15 protein-coding genes are annotated in these 11,938 nt (G+C 70.5%); 6 read left to right on the forward strand and 9 right to left on the reverse strand.

Going from position 1 to position 11,938, the window contains the following annotated elements; genetic code table 11:
- Window positions 1-62: 62 nt before the first annotated feature.
- From AB0C62_RS25850 to AB0C62_RS25865, 4 genes are all read right to left on the reverse strand, one after another.
- Window positions 63-818 (reverse strand): TetR family transcriptional regulator, encoded by a 756-nt coding sequence (locus AB0C62_RS25850; RefSeq protein ID WP_362977078.1) that lies wholly within the window; start codon window positions 816-818, stop codon window positions 63-65.
- Window positions 819-869: 51 nt separating this feature from the next.
- Window positions 870-1,382, reverse strand: coding sequence for a DCC1-like thiol-disulfide oxidoreductase family protein (locus AB0C62_RS25855; RefSeq protein ID WP_362976933.1), 513 nt, complete (start codon window positions 1,380-1,382; stop codon window positions 870-872).
- Between the two features lie 5 nt (window positions 1,383-1,387).
- Complete coding sequence (locus tag AB0C62_RS25860; RefSeq protein WP_362976935.1) at window positions 1,388-1,795, reverse strand: hypothetical protein; 408 nt, start codon at window positions 1,793-1,795, stop codon at window positions 1,388-1,390.
- Window positions 1,796-1,926: 131 nt separating this feature from the next.
- The gene (locus AB0C62_RS25865; protein ID WP_362976937.1) at window positions 1,927-2,337 is read right to left on the reverse strand and encodes a VOC family protein; all 411 of its coding nucleotides are present in this window, start codon (window positions 2,335-2,337) and stop codon (window positions 1,927-1,929) included.
- Window positions 2,338-2,643: 306 nt separating this feature from the next.
- Here AB0C62_RS25865 and AB0C62_RS25870 point away from each other — a divergent pair, with 306 nt between their 5' ends.
- The 3 genes from AB0C62_RS25870 to AB0C62_RS25880 all read left to right on the forward strand — a co-directional run bounded on the left by AB0C62_RS25870 (window position 2,644) and on the right by AB0C62_RS25880 (window position 4,045).
- On the forward strand, window positions 2,644-3,156 hold the full coding sequence (locus AB0C62_RS25870; protein WP_362976938.1) for a TM2 domain-containing protein: 513 nt from the start codon (window positions 2,644-2,646) through the stop codon (window positions 3,154-3,156).
- Window positions 3,149-3,556, forward strand: coding sequence for a DUF2752 domain-containing protein (locus AB0C62_RS25875; RefSeq protein ID WP_362976939.1), 408 nt, complete (start codon window positions 3,149-3,151; stop codon window positions 3,554-3,556). The genes AB0C62_RS25870 and AB0C62_RS25875 overlap by 8 nt, the downstream gene beginning before the upstream one ends.
- Window positions 3,557-3,781: 225 nt before the next feature.
- On the forward strand, window positions 3,782-4,045 hold the full coding sequence (locus AB0C62_RS25880) for a TM2 domain-containing protein (protein WP_362976941.1): 264 nt from the start codon (window positions 3,782-3,784) through the stop codon (window positions 4,043-4,045).
- Window positions 4,046-4,108: 63 nt separating this feature from the next.
- Here the strand turns inward: AB0C62_RS25880 and AB0C62_RS25885 are convergent, their stop codons facing one another.
- The 5 genes from AB0C62_RS25885 to AB0C62_RS25905 form a co-directional block, all read right to left on the reverse strand.
- Entirely contained in the window at window positions 4,109-4,888 is a 780-nt protein-coding gene (locus tag AB0C62_RS25885; RefSeq protein WP_362976943.1) for a succinate dehydrogenase iron-sulfur subunit, read from the reverse strand.
- Window positions 4,888-6,642, reverse strand: a complete 1,755-nt coding sequence (sdhA, locus tag AB0C62_RS25890) for a succinate dehydrogenase flavoprotein subunit (protein WP_362976945.1) — start codon at window positions 6,640-6,642, stop codon at window positions 4,888-4,890. The genes AB0C62_RS25885 and sdhA overlap by 1 nt, the downstream gene beginning before the upstream one ends.
- A gap of 23 nt (window positions 6,643-6,665) precedes the next feature.
- Window positions 6,666-7,157, reverse strand: coding sequence for a succinate dehydrogenase hydrophobic membrane anchor subunit (locus tag AB0C62_RS25895; protein ID WP_362976947.1), 492 nt, complete (start codon window positions 7,155-7,157; stop codon window positions 6,666-6,668).
- A gap of 5 nt (window positions 7,158-7,162) precedes the next feature.
- The gene (sdhC, locus tag AB0C62_RS25900; RefSeq protein WP_121405616.1) at window positions 7,163-7,543 is read right to left on the reverse strand and encodes a succinate dehydrogenase, cytochrome b556 subunit; all 381 of its coding nucleotides are present in this window, start codon (window positions 7,541-7,543) and stop codon (window positions 7,163-7,165) included.
- Between the two features lie 170 nt (window positions 7,544-7,713).
- Window positions 7,714-8,253 (reverse strand): 2-oxo-4-hydroxy-4-carboxy-5-ureidoimidazoline decarboxylase, encoded by a 540-nt coding sequence (locus AB0C62_RS25905; RefSeq protein ID WP_362977080.1) that lies wholly within the window; start codon window positions 8,251-8,253, stop codon window positions 7,714-7,716.
- Between the two features lie 456 nt (window positions 8,254-8,709).
- Between AB0C62_RS25905 and AB0C62_RS25910 the strand changes: the two genes are divergently transcribed.
- From AB0C62_RS25910 to AB0C62_RS25920, 3 genes are all read left to right on the forward strand, one after another.
- On the forward strand, window positions 8,710-10,248 hold the full coding sequence (locus AB0C62_RS25910; protein ID WP_362977082.1) for a glycoside hydrolase family 20 protein: 1,539 nt from the start codon (window positions 8,710-8,712) through the stop codon (window positions 10,246-10,248).
- A gap of 251 nt (window positions 10,249-10,499) precedes the next feature.
- On the forward strand, window positions 10,500-11,258 hold the full coding sequence (locus tag AB0C62_RS25915) for a DUF4328 domain-containing protein (RefSeq protein ID WP_362976949.1): 759 nt from the start codon (window positions 10,500-10,502) through the stop codon (window positions 11,256-11,258).
- 106 nt (window positions 11,259-11,364) lie between these two features.
- Window positions 11,365-11,922 (forward strand): hypothetical protein, encoded by a 558-nt coding sequence (locus AB0C62_RS25920; protein WP_362976951.1) that lies wholly within the window; start codon window positions 11,365-11,367, stop codon window positions 11,920-11,922.
- The last annotated feature ends 16 nt before the right edge of the window (window positions 11,923-11,938 follow it).

Genomic DNA, 11,938 nt, shown 5'->3' on the forward strand with positions numbered 1-11,938 from the left:
GCGCCCCTTACGCCTCTGCCCAGGCAGTCCCTGGGATCACCCTCCGGTCGGTCCTCAGGTCCTCAGGTCTCCTTCTTGCCCTGCTTCTTCGCCGGGTCCGGCAGCGCCTTCGTCATCCCCGGCAGGAAGTCCGTGAACAGCTCGTGCACCTCGTGGACGAGGGGGCGCAGCAGCCGGAACCGGGCCAGTGAGACGCCGCGCGCGGTCAGTCGCGCACCGCGCTCGGCGAGCCGGTAGCTGCGCTCGCGGCCCTCCGTACGGTCGAAGACCCAGTACAGGACGAGCCCCATCTGGGAGAGCCACATCAGCTCCGGGAGGATCTCGCGCAGTTCCTCGGGCACCTTCGTCCTCGCCCCGGCCAGCACCTCCTTGTGGACGCTGATGGCCTCCGCGCGCGCGTGCTCCGACTCGGGGGAGAAGGGGCTGAGCGGGCTGTCCGGGTCCGCGGCGTTCTTGAAGAACTGCACCGCGAACTCGTGGAACGGCGTGGCGATGTCCAGCCACACCTTCAGCACACCGCCCAGTCGGGCCTCCAGGTCGGTCTCGCGGTCCAGCACCTCGCGGACGGCCTCCTGGTGCTCGCTCGCGATCCGGTCGTAGAAGCCCTGGATCAGGTGCTCCTTGCCGGCGAAGTAGTAGTACGCGTTCCCGACCGAGACCCCGGCCTCCTGGGCGATGGCCCGCATGGTCGTCTTGTCGTAGCCCCGCTCCTGGAACAGCCGCATCGCCGTCTCCAGGATGAGGGCCCGGGTCTGCTCGCTCTTGCCGGGGCTCCTGCCCGCGTCCTTGCCCGCTGGGGCCGGGGAGGCGGAGGGCACGGAGGACTCGCTGGGGACGGGGCTGTCTGTCGGTGCTGGCACGGGACGAGCCTAACCAGTGGGAGCGGGGGAACAGCCGCCGCTGTCGCAGGGCGGCGCGTACGTCCAGCCCGCCGCCGGGTCGTAGCTCCACCCGTCGCCCCAGTGGTAGGCCCCGCCGCCCCACCGCTCGGACCGCTGCGCCTCGCGCCACTTGGCGGCGGCGAGGACGGCGCCCCGGGCGAACTTCGCCCCGGTGGGGGTGCTCAGCCGGTGGGCCAGCGACCGGTACTCGCGCAGCGCCCACAGGGTGACGATCCAGGCGGGCGCCCCCTGGTAGACCTGTCCGGCGTCCCCCACGACGGTGATCTCGCTCAGGGTCGCGCGGTGGTCGAGCCCGGGGAAGCGGCGCCGGGCCTCTTCGGAACCGACCGGCACGAAACGCAGGGGGACCAGCTGCGGCTGCCGGGCGAGCCAGTTGGTCAGGAAGGCGCACAGCGAGCAGCGAGGGTCGTGGAGGACGGTGAGCCCGCGGACCGGGACGCGCGGGGCGTCCCGGCCCGGGCCGGCCTGGGTGCCGGTCACCGGTCTCACATCCCGGCCGCGGGCGCGGCCCAGTCGGTCGGCTGCACCGGCGGGATCTGCTCCCGCTCCATGACGCCCCGGCGGCGGATCTTGTTGAGTACGTACACGTTGCCCAGGTGCATGACGCCGAGGACCAGCAGGACGACGCCCAGCTTGGTCGAGAGGGCCTCGAAGATCTCGCGGGCGTTGGAGATGTCGTCGCTCTGGTGCAGGTAGAGCGCGACGAAGCCCAGGTTGACCAGGTAGAAGCCCACCACCAGCAGGTGGTTGACGGCGTCGGCGAGCTTCTCGTTCCCGTGCAGGACGTCCGACAGGAAGATCCGCCCGTTGGTGCTCAGCGTGCGGGCCACCCAGACCGTCAGCGCGATGCTGACGAGCAGGTAGATGACGTACGCGACGACTGTGAGGTCCATGTCCCCACCCCTTCTTGAACGCGTTCAAAACGCTGTCAGGGATGAATGTAGACCTGCTTTTGAACATGTTCAAGTGGGATCCGGGACTGACTCCTGCGCCGGAGCCCGGACGCGTTCCGCCGTCCCGACTCTCAGGCCCTGCGCGCGAGTTCCGGACGCTTGGTGTAGTCCGTCAGGCCGATGACGTTGCCCCAGGGGTCGGCGAACTCGACGGTCCAGCCGGTGGCCACGGAGAAGGGCTCGTCGAGCGGAGGGATGCCCGCCGCCGCCAGGGCGCGGGCCGCGGAGCGGGCGTCGCGCACCTCCAGCCACAGTCGCGGCGACGCCCACGGCGGCGGCCGGTGGCTCAGCTCGTCGTCCAGGCGCAGCAGCACCCCGGGCGTCTCCTTGCCGATCTTCAGCAGGGCGATCCCGGCCTCGTCGAGGCGGAAGGCCAGCGGGAAACCGGCCCGCTCGTAGAAGCTCACCGCCTCGCCGAGGTTCCCGACGGGCAGCAGTACGTTGTCGAGCCCGAGCAGCTCGTATGACACGTCATCTGACATGCCATCAGATTAGGCAGCGGTGGGGGCGGTCATCGCGGGCCGGACCGGGCGCCGAACATGTGATCACCCGTTGAGGCGATCCACGCCGACGCCGCCGACGGCAGGGCGGGGACCGGCGGATCACCGGTCCGACGATCCTCGACCGGTTCGACGATCCTCGTCTGCCGGTCCGGCGGGGGCCCGGAGTCCTCGGGGCGGGCCCACTTCTCCGCCGTGGGCCTCCTCCTGCAAGATGGCCTGACCGATCGTCGCCCTTCGAACCCCAGTCCCGCGCCGTCGCGTGCGGGCACACCAGGAGTCAGCGCCTTGACCGACCAGCCGCACCAGCCGCCGCAGCCCCCGAACCAGCCGCCCGGCTACGGCTACCCGAACGCCGGAGCGACCCCGCCCGGCGGCACCGGCCCCTACGACGCCGGGCAGCAGGCCGGCCCGTACGCCCAGCAGGGCCCGTACGGCAACCCGGGCCAGTACGGCTACCCCGGGCCCGGCGGCTACGCGGGGCCGGGCGGTTACCCGGGGCAGGGCGGCTACCCGGGCGGTGCGGTCCCGCCCGGCACCTACACCGGTGACCCGAACGCCCCGTACGGCTACGACCCCTACGGCCGCCCGTACTCCGAGAAGTCGAAGATCGTCGCCGGTGTCCTCCAGCTCGCCCTGGGCAGCCTCGGTATCGGGCGCTTCTACATGGGCAACGTCGGCATCGGCATAGCCCAGCTCCTCACCTGCGGCGGCCTGGGTGTCTGGGCCCTGATCGACGGCATCATGCTGCTCGTCGGCAACAGCGCCACCGACTCCGACGGCCGGGTCCTGCGTGGCTGACTCCGTCGCGGCGCGCCTGGTCGCGCTGCGGCACCCGGCGGCGGCACCTCTCGCGGTGCTCGCCGCCGGGACGGCCGGGGCCGGTTATCTGTACGTCACCGATCCGCACGAGCCGGGGCATCTGCTGCCCGGCTGCCCGTTCCGGTATCTCACCGGCCTGCTCTGCCCCGCCTGCGGCGGCACGCGCATGGTCTACGACCTGATGCACGGTCACTTCGCCGCCGCCTGGCACGACAACCGGATGCTGCTCCTCGCCGCGCCGTTCGCCCTCACCCTGCTGGCGTGCTGGATGGTCCAGGGTCTGCGCGGACGTCGTTGGCACCCCGAACTGAAGCCGAGTACCCAGGCGTTGGTGCTTCTGACCGCGGTGGCCTGGACGGTGCTCCGCAACGTCTTCTAGCCGGGGCGCGGTGCACCTCGCCCGGCAGCGAACGGATCATGATCACGGAATGGGCAAGATTGATCAATTTCTCTCCCATTAAGTGCATGAATCTCCGTACGCTCCGACGGCACAGGGGGGACGACGTGCACGCCATCCATGGGCGATCTCTGCGATGGGACCCCTCCTGGGCGCTCACCGGAGCGAACCGCTCCGGCCGCCTTCCGTCATCCAGGAGCAGTACTCATGACCGTCCCCACCCCTGACGCGCCCTACGGCTACGACCCGCAGGGCCGTCCCTACTCCGACAAGTCCAAGGTGATCGCCGGAGTTCTCCAGCTGTTCCTGGGCGGCTTCGGTGCCGGCCGCTTCTACGTCGGCTCCACCGGTGTCGCCATCGCCCAGCTCTTCACCTGCGGCGGACTCGGCATCTGGGCCCTGGTCGACGCGATCCTGTTCTTCACGAGCAACGACCGCACCGACAAGCAGGGCCGCGTCCTGCGCGGCTGACGGCATGCGGAAGGGCCCCGCTCCCGAATGGGGAGCGGGGCCCTTCGGCCGTGCGCGGAGCGGTCAGAAGCGACGCGTGATCAGCGCGCGCTTGACCTCCTGGATCGCCTTCGTGACCTCGATGCCTCGGGGGCAGGCGTCCGTGCAGTTGAACGTCGTGCGGCAACGCCACACACCGTCCTTGTCGTTCAGGATCTCCAGCCGCTGCTCGCCGGCCTCGTCACGCGAGTCGAAGATGAAGCGGTGGGCGTTCACGATGGCGGCCGGACCGAAGTACTGGCCGTCGTTCCAGAACACCGGGCAGGACGACGTGCACGCCGCGCACAGGATGCACTTGGTGGTGTCGTCGAACCGCTCGCGGTCCTCGGCCGACTGCAGGCGCTCGCGCGTCGGCTCGTTGGTGTCCTTCGTGATGAGGAACGGCATCACGTCGCGGTAGGCCTGGAAGAACGGGTCCATGTCGACCACGAGGTCCTTCAGCACCGTCAGGCCCTTGATGGCCTCGACCGTGATCGGCTTCGCGGGGTTCAGGTCCTTGATCAGCGTCTTGCAGGCCAGGCGGTTCTTGCCGTTGATCCGCATGGCGTCCGAGCCGCAGATGCCGTGCGCGCAGGACCGACGGAACGTGAGCGTGCCGTCCTGGTCCCACTTGATCTTGTGCAGCGCGTCGAGGACACGCTCCTTGGGGTCGATCTCCAGCTGGAAGTCTTCCCAGACCGCCTCGGCCGAGACCTCCGGGTTGAACCGGCGGATGCGGAACGTGGCGGTGATGTACGGGGAGTCGGCGAAACCGGGCTCGGGCGTGCCGGCCGCGTCCGCCTTGTCCAGGGTGGGAGTAGCCATCAGTACTTACGCTCCATCGGCTGGTAGCGGGTCTGGACGACCGGCTTGTAGTCGAGACGGATGGACTCGGTGCCGTCGTCGCCGACCTCGCGGTACGCCATGGTGTGGCGCATGAAGTTGACGTCGTCGCGGCTCGGGTAGTCCTCGCGGTAGTGACCGCCGCGGGACTCCTTGCGCGCGAGTGCGGACACGGCCATGACCTCCGCCAGGTCGAGCAGGTTGCCCAGCTCGATGGCTTCGAGGAGGTCCGTGTTGAACCGCCGGCCCTTGTCCTGGATCGAGACGTTCAGGTAGCGCTCGCGCAGCTCCGCGATCTTCTCGACCGCCGTCTTGATCGTCTGCTCGGTGCGGAACACCATCACGTTGGCGTCCATGCACTCCTGGAGCTCCAGGCGGATCGCGGCGACCCGCTCGGTGCCCGTGGAGTCGCGCAGACGCTCGACCTGGGCCACGACCTTGGAGGCCGGGTCCTCGGGCAGCTCGACGTAGCCCGTCTTCTCCGCGTACTCCGCGGCGGCGATACCGGCGCGGCGTCCGAAGACGTTGATGTCCAGCAGCGAGTTGGTGCCGAGACGGTTGGCGCCGTGCACGGAGACACAGGCGACCTCACCGGCGGCGTACAGGCCCGGAACGACCGTGGTGTTGTCCGAGAGGACCTCACCCTGGACGTTCGTGGGGATGCCGCCCATGGCGTAGTGCGCGGTGGGCTGGATCGGGATCGGGTCCGTGTAGGGCTCGATGCCGAGGTAGGTGCGCGCGAACTCCGTGATGTCGGGCAGCTTGGCGTCCAGCTGCTCCGGCGGGAGGTGCGTGAGGTCGAGGTAGACGTGGTCGCCCTCGGGACCGCAGCCGCGGCCCTCACGGATCTCCGTGTAGATGGAGCGCGAGACGACGTCACGGGACGCGAGGTCCTTCATGACCGGCGCGTACTTCTCCATGAAGCGCTCGCCGTCCTTGTTGCGGAGGATGCCGCCCTCACCGCGGGCGCCCTCCGTCAGCAGGATGCCCATGCGCCAGATGCCGGTCGGGTGGAACTGGAAGAACTCCATGTCCTCCAGCGGCAGCCCGCGACGGTAGACGGCGGCCTGGCCGTCGCCGGTCAGCGTGTGCGCGTTGGAGGTCACCTTGAAGAACTTGCCGGTGCCGCCGGAGGCGTAGATCACGGACTTCGCCTGGAAGACGTGGATCTCGCCGGTCGCCAGCTCGTAGGCGACGACGCCCGCCGAGTGCTTGACGCCGTCGACCTCGGTGAGCAGCTGGTCGAGGACGTAGAACTCGTTGAAGAACTCCACGCCCTCCTTGACGCAGTTCTGGTACAGCGTCTGGAGGATCATGTGGCCGGTGCGGTCCGCGGCGTAGCAGGACCGGCGCACCGGGGCCTCGCCGTGGTTGCGGGAGTGACCGCCGAAGCGGCGCTGGTCGATCGTCCCGTCGGGCGTCCGGTTGAACGGCAGGCCCATCTTCTCCAGGTCGAGGACCGAGTCGATGGCCTCCTTCGCCAGGATCTCGGCGGCGTCCTGGTCGACCAGGTAGTCACCGCCCTTGACCGTGTCGAAGGTGTGCCACTCCCAGTTGTCCTCCTCCACGTTGGCGAGCGCGGCGGCCATGCCGCCCTGCGCCGCGCCCGTGTGGGAGCGGGTGGGGTAGAGCTTCGTCAGCACGGCGGTGCGGCTGCGCTTCGTCGACTCGATGGCGGCGCGCATACCGGCGCCGCCGGCGCCGACGATGACGGTGTCGTACTTGTGGATCTTCATGAGTGGTTGCCTCAGCCCCGTGCCTAGCGGATGTTCGGGTCGAAGGTGAAGATCACCAGCGTGCCCAGCAGGATCGTGAACACCGTGGCGGTGTAGAGCAGGCCCTTCAGCCACAGGCGCGTGTTCGCGCGCTCCGCGTAGTCGTTGATGACGGTACGCAGGCCGTTGGCGCCGTGCAGCATGGCGAGCCACAGCATGGCCAGGTCCCAGACCTGCCACCAGGGGTTCGCCCACCGGCCGGCCACGAAGGCGAAGCCGATCTTGGAGACGCCGCCGTCCAGGACGAGCTGGATGAGCAGGTGGCCGATGACCAGGACGACCAGGACGATGCCGGACAGGCGCATGAAGAGCCAGCCGTACATCTCGAAGTTGCCACGGGTGGACTTCGGGGTCTTCTTGGTGCGCTTGCGGGGGGCCTCGATGAACGGGGCCGGGTTGTCGACGCTGTACGCCGAGAACTCTCCGGAACCTTCGACGGGGCCGATGCCGGAAGCGGCGGTGTCAGTAGTGGACATCTGCGTCAGCTCCCGAAGACTTCGCGGAATGCGTGCCCGAGCACGGGGTAGAGCGCCCCGGCCATCAGCACGACCCAGATACCGACGACGGACCAGAGCATCTGCTTCTGGTAGCGCGGGCCCTTCGACCAGAAGTCGACGGCGATGACACGCAGGCCGTTCAGCGCGTGGAAGAGGATGGCGGCGACGAGGCCGTACTCCAGCAGCGCGACGATCGGGGTCTTGTACGTGGACACGACCTTGTCGTAGTCCTCGGGGGACACACGGACGAGAGCGGTGTCCAGCACGTGTACGAACAGGAAGAAGAAGATGAGGACGCCGGTGACTCGATGAGCCACCCAGGACCACATTCCTTCCCGGCCGCGGTACAGCGTTCCAGCCGGCACGGAAGAACCCTCCGGGAGCGGGGATTGGGGCCGCGCCGGCTTCTGTGTCGGACGGGCCCGGCCGGGTACGGTCCACCGGCCCCGGCCATCGTAGCGACGTGTTGTCGGAACGCTTACAGCGGCCCTATCAATGTGATCAAACTGGCAATCAATCAGCCACGTTCGGGCTATTACGGGCGCCCGGCGTCGGCGTGGTCCGGCCGGGAACCGTCCGGGGCCGCGAACTGAAGGGCGAGGCGGGAGAGCCGGCCGCGGGCCAGTCGCCGCAGCTCCTCGGCGGTGGTGACCCGCTCCTCCTCGGGATCGTTCGTCAGCCGGGACCGGATGCCCGCGAGCACCTGGTCGAGCGCCTCGCCCGGGGCGAAGCCGTCCAGACAGATGACGAACACATGCCCGAATCGACTCTCGTAGGCGGCGTGCGCGGCGCTCAGCGCGGTGTGGGCGGCGGAGTACGCGCCCTCCGGGAGCAGCGTCAGCGACTCGCCGGCCAGGGCCTCGGCCAGGTCCGCCGGGGTCAGGTCGTACGCCGCCTCGTCGGACGCGGCGAGCAGCGCGGCGAGATCCGGGTAGGGCCGGTGGGCGGCCAGCCGGTGCGCCCAGCGCAGGCTGCGGCAGCAGGTGAGCAGGGCCCGGGTGACCGCTTCGGCCGGCGCGGAGTTGAACCCGTCGAGGCGGCCCGGGGACGGCGGCGCGCTCTTCTGTTCGGGCAGGGCGACCTGGCCGGGGAGGCGTGGGAGACGGTGCGACGTCAGCGTGGATCCTCGGCGGTGGAGGGAGAGGGGCGACGTCCCGTGAGCGTGACGTGCGCGCGATACGTGTGTTTCGACAGGGGGAGAAGTGAAAGCTGTGCCGCTCACGCTATCGAGGTGTGGCAAGAGCTGTCCGACGGATGCCCGAATTTCACCCGGACGGGAGAGTTTCGGAGCGTCCGGTGGACGGTACCGGTGGCGGCCGGGGCAGAGTTCGCGGTGGAGTGGGGAGGTGGACACCCCGATGGAGGAGTACACCTGGTCGGAGGAGTGGATCTTTTGGGGGAGTGGCCCCGATGACGGGATGAGGCTGGCGGCGTGAGTGGAGGCAGGCGGCGTGCGCCGCGGCGGCAGGCATGGTGGCGGGGTCGCGCCCAGATCGCCGCGGGCGGTCTCGCGGTCGCCGGCGTCGTCGCGGTGGCCGTGGTCGTCTGGCCGGGCGGCGGCAGCGGGGAACCGGCCGGGGCGGGCGACGCCTCCAAGGCCGCGACCGCCGGCGTGTCGCCCAGCGCCAGCCCCTCGCCGACCAGGAGCTACCCCCTCTCGAAGGCGCCGCGCACCATTCCCGCCGTACGGGAGCACACCGCGGCTCGCGGTCCCGGCTGGCGACCCGCCTCCGGTGGCCGCGTCGTCGTGGACGACGCCGGTCTCGCCGACGAGGGCAAGCTGCTCGCCGGGGAACTCAGACTGACGTACGCCGGCCAGGACGATCCGAAGGACGGCGACGTCGAACTGGGCCTGAACGACGGCACCGCGGGCCCGGAGTCGTACACCCTCGACGTCAGGAACCACCGGGTCACGATCAAGGGGCCCGCCGAGGCGGGCGTCTTCTACGGCACGCGCACCCTCAAGCAGGAGGTGCACGGCGGCGGCACCGCCCCGGAGGGTGTGGTCGACGACCGGCCCGCGAAGCCGCAGCGCGGGTTCATGCTCGACATCGCCCGCAAGCACTTCACGGCGGGCTGGATCGAGGACCGGGTGCGCGAGCTCGGCGACCTGAAGTTCAACCAGCTCGGCCTGCACTTCTCCGACGACCAGGGCTTCCGCATCCAGTCCGACACGCACCCCGAGATCGTGTCGAAGGAGCATCTGAGCAAGGCCGAGGTCCGCCGGATCGTCGCCCTCGCCGCGAGCCGGCACATCACCGTCGTCCCCGAGATCGACTCGCCCGGACACCTCGGCGCGGTCATCGCCGCACACCCCGACCTCCAGCTGCGCAACGTGTCCGGGGCGGCCACGCGCGGCGCCGTCGACATCTCCAAGCCGGCCGCGGCCGACCTCGTCGACGACCTGCTCAACGAGTACGCGGACCTCTTCCCCGGCGCCTACTGGCACATCGGCGGCGACGAGTACCAGGCCCTGACCGTGTCCAACCCGGCCGCGTCCTTCCCGCAGCTCGCCTCCGCCGCGCGCGACAAGTACGGCGCGGGCGCGAGCGTCGCCGACCTCGCGACCGGCTGGCTGAACGACCGCGCCGCCGTGGTGCAGGGGCACGACCGGACGGCGCGCGCCTGGAACGACGGCTTCTTCCGCGGCGGCACCGTCAAGGCGGACGGCGACCTCCAGGTGGCGTACTGGACCGGCAAGGAGATCGGGGCCCGGCCCCCCGTCGAGTACCTGTCGGCCGGTCGCAAGGTCATCAACTACAACGACGAGTTCCTCTACTACGTCCTCGGCGAGCCGCAGACCTTCGTCTACCCGACCGGACAGCGCATCTACGAGCAGTGGACGCCGCTCGTCCTGCGCGGCACGGCGGCGGTCCCCGCGACGTACGACCCCCAGATCCTCGGCGGATCCTTCGCCGTCTGGTGCGACCTCGCGAACTCGCAGACCCAGGACCAGATCGCCGCCGGCATCCGCATGCCGCTGCGGGCCACGGTCCAGAAGCTGTGGGACCCGGGCAGGCCCGAGCTGTCGTGGACGGAGTTCTCGGCGCTCGCGAAGCGGCTGGGCTGAGCGGCCGGGCTGAGCGGCCGGAGGGCGCGCGCTACGCCGGACCGAGCGGGTCGCGGCCCGCCGATGTCCGTCGAAAGCGCTGGTCCCGGCGGGTGTCGGCGCCGTGCGGGACGGCCGTATACGGCTGGACGCCCGGCTCTGCTGAACCGTATCTTCCGGATACGTATTCGTGTGCCGGGCGTGACCCTGGGGAGGGGCGCGCCCGGCTTGTCGTGTCGGCACCCCGCTGTGCCGTGCACCGGGGGGTTCTCATGACCATGCCGCCGTCGCACTCCGTGCCGCCGAGGCCCGTCTCGCCGATGCCCGCGGCGCGGACGCTGCCGCCGCTGCCGCCGCTGCCGTCCCCGAACGGGCCGGCCTGGCTGCGCTCACCGGTGGGCCTCGGCCGAGCGGCCGTCGCGATGCTCGCGCTGGTGATCGCCGCCGACCTCTTCGCGGTCTGGGCGGACTGGACGATGTACGACGTGTCCGGGGCCCTCGCCGGCGGCGACCTCGGCGACGGCGTCCAGGAGCGGGCCGCGGACGCGGACACCCTGGTCACGACATCGGGCTACGCCCAGTCGGCCGCGATGGTGGGGTCCGTCGTCGTCTTCCTGATCTGGTTCCTGCGGGTCCGGGTCAACGCCGAGGTGTTCAGCCCGCACGGGCACAGCAAGTCCCGGACGTGGGCCGGCTGGGGATGGTTCCTCCCCGTGGTGAACTTCTGGTTCCCGCGCCGCGTGACGCTGGACATCTGGGACGCGAGCGTTCCCGCCGGGTCCCGGAGCGGCCACGCCCTCGTCAACGTCTGGTGGACCTTCTGGGTCCTCGTGCTGCTCGCCGACCGGGTGACCGGCAGTTCGTACAGCAAGGCCGGCACCGCCGGGGAGATCCACGACGCCGCCGCCCAGGTCCTGTTCAGCGACGTCGTCGACATCGTGGCCGCCGCACTGGCGATCCTCGTCGTGCTGAGGCTGACGCGCATGCAGCACCTGAAGGCGCTCCAGGGGCCTGCCGCGTACGCCGTCTGACAGGCGTCCGACGGGCACCGGTTCGTCCCTTTCTCTGGTCAACCCCGGCACCCCTGTGGTGTATTCGGCCCCAGCCGCCGAACCGAGACACCCGGGGGGAACCGGTATGGGGTATTGGGGCTATTTCGTCGTGGGCAGAAGCGAGCAGCCGCTCGCCCGGACCGCCGCGCTGGCCGGGGTGCCCGGCCTGCTCTCCCGGACGACGGCGCCCGGCGGCTGGCAGGTCTGGGAGTACCCGGGCGCGGGGGCCGGGATCGGGAGCATGAAGGTGCTCGCCCGCGAGACCGGCGCGCCCGCGCTCTTCGGGTACGTGATGGACAGCGCCTGCGTCGCGGTCGAGGCGGCGGCGCCGTCCGGCGACGCGTGGAGCACCTGCCTGGCCCGGAACGTCATGGCCGGCCATCTCGCCGGCGGCGACAGCGGACTCGGCGTCGACGACTACTTCCTGGAGCCCGCCGACGCGGCCGGACGGGCGGTCGCCTGGGCCGCCGAGGCGGGGCACGCGGTGACCGCCGGCGCGCTGCTCGCCGTCCTGGAGGCGGAGCCGGTGACGGAGTCGGGGGGCCCTGGAGGTGAGCCGGACAGTCCCGTGGCGGAGTCGGGGGAGATGGCCGAAAACCTGTTCTTCCGGCTCCTCGACCGGCTCGGTGTGGTGCCACTGTGACACTCCTGGACCGTTG

Origin of the sequence: Streptomyces sp. NPDC048643 (assembly GCF_040650615.1) — a bacterium.
Taxonomy (GTDB): domain Bacteria; phylum Actinomycetota; class Actinomycetes; order Streptomycetales; family Streptomycetaceae; genus Streptomyces.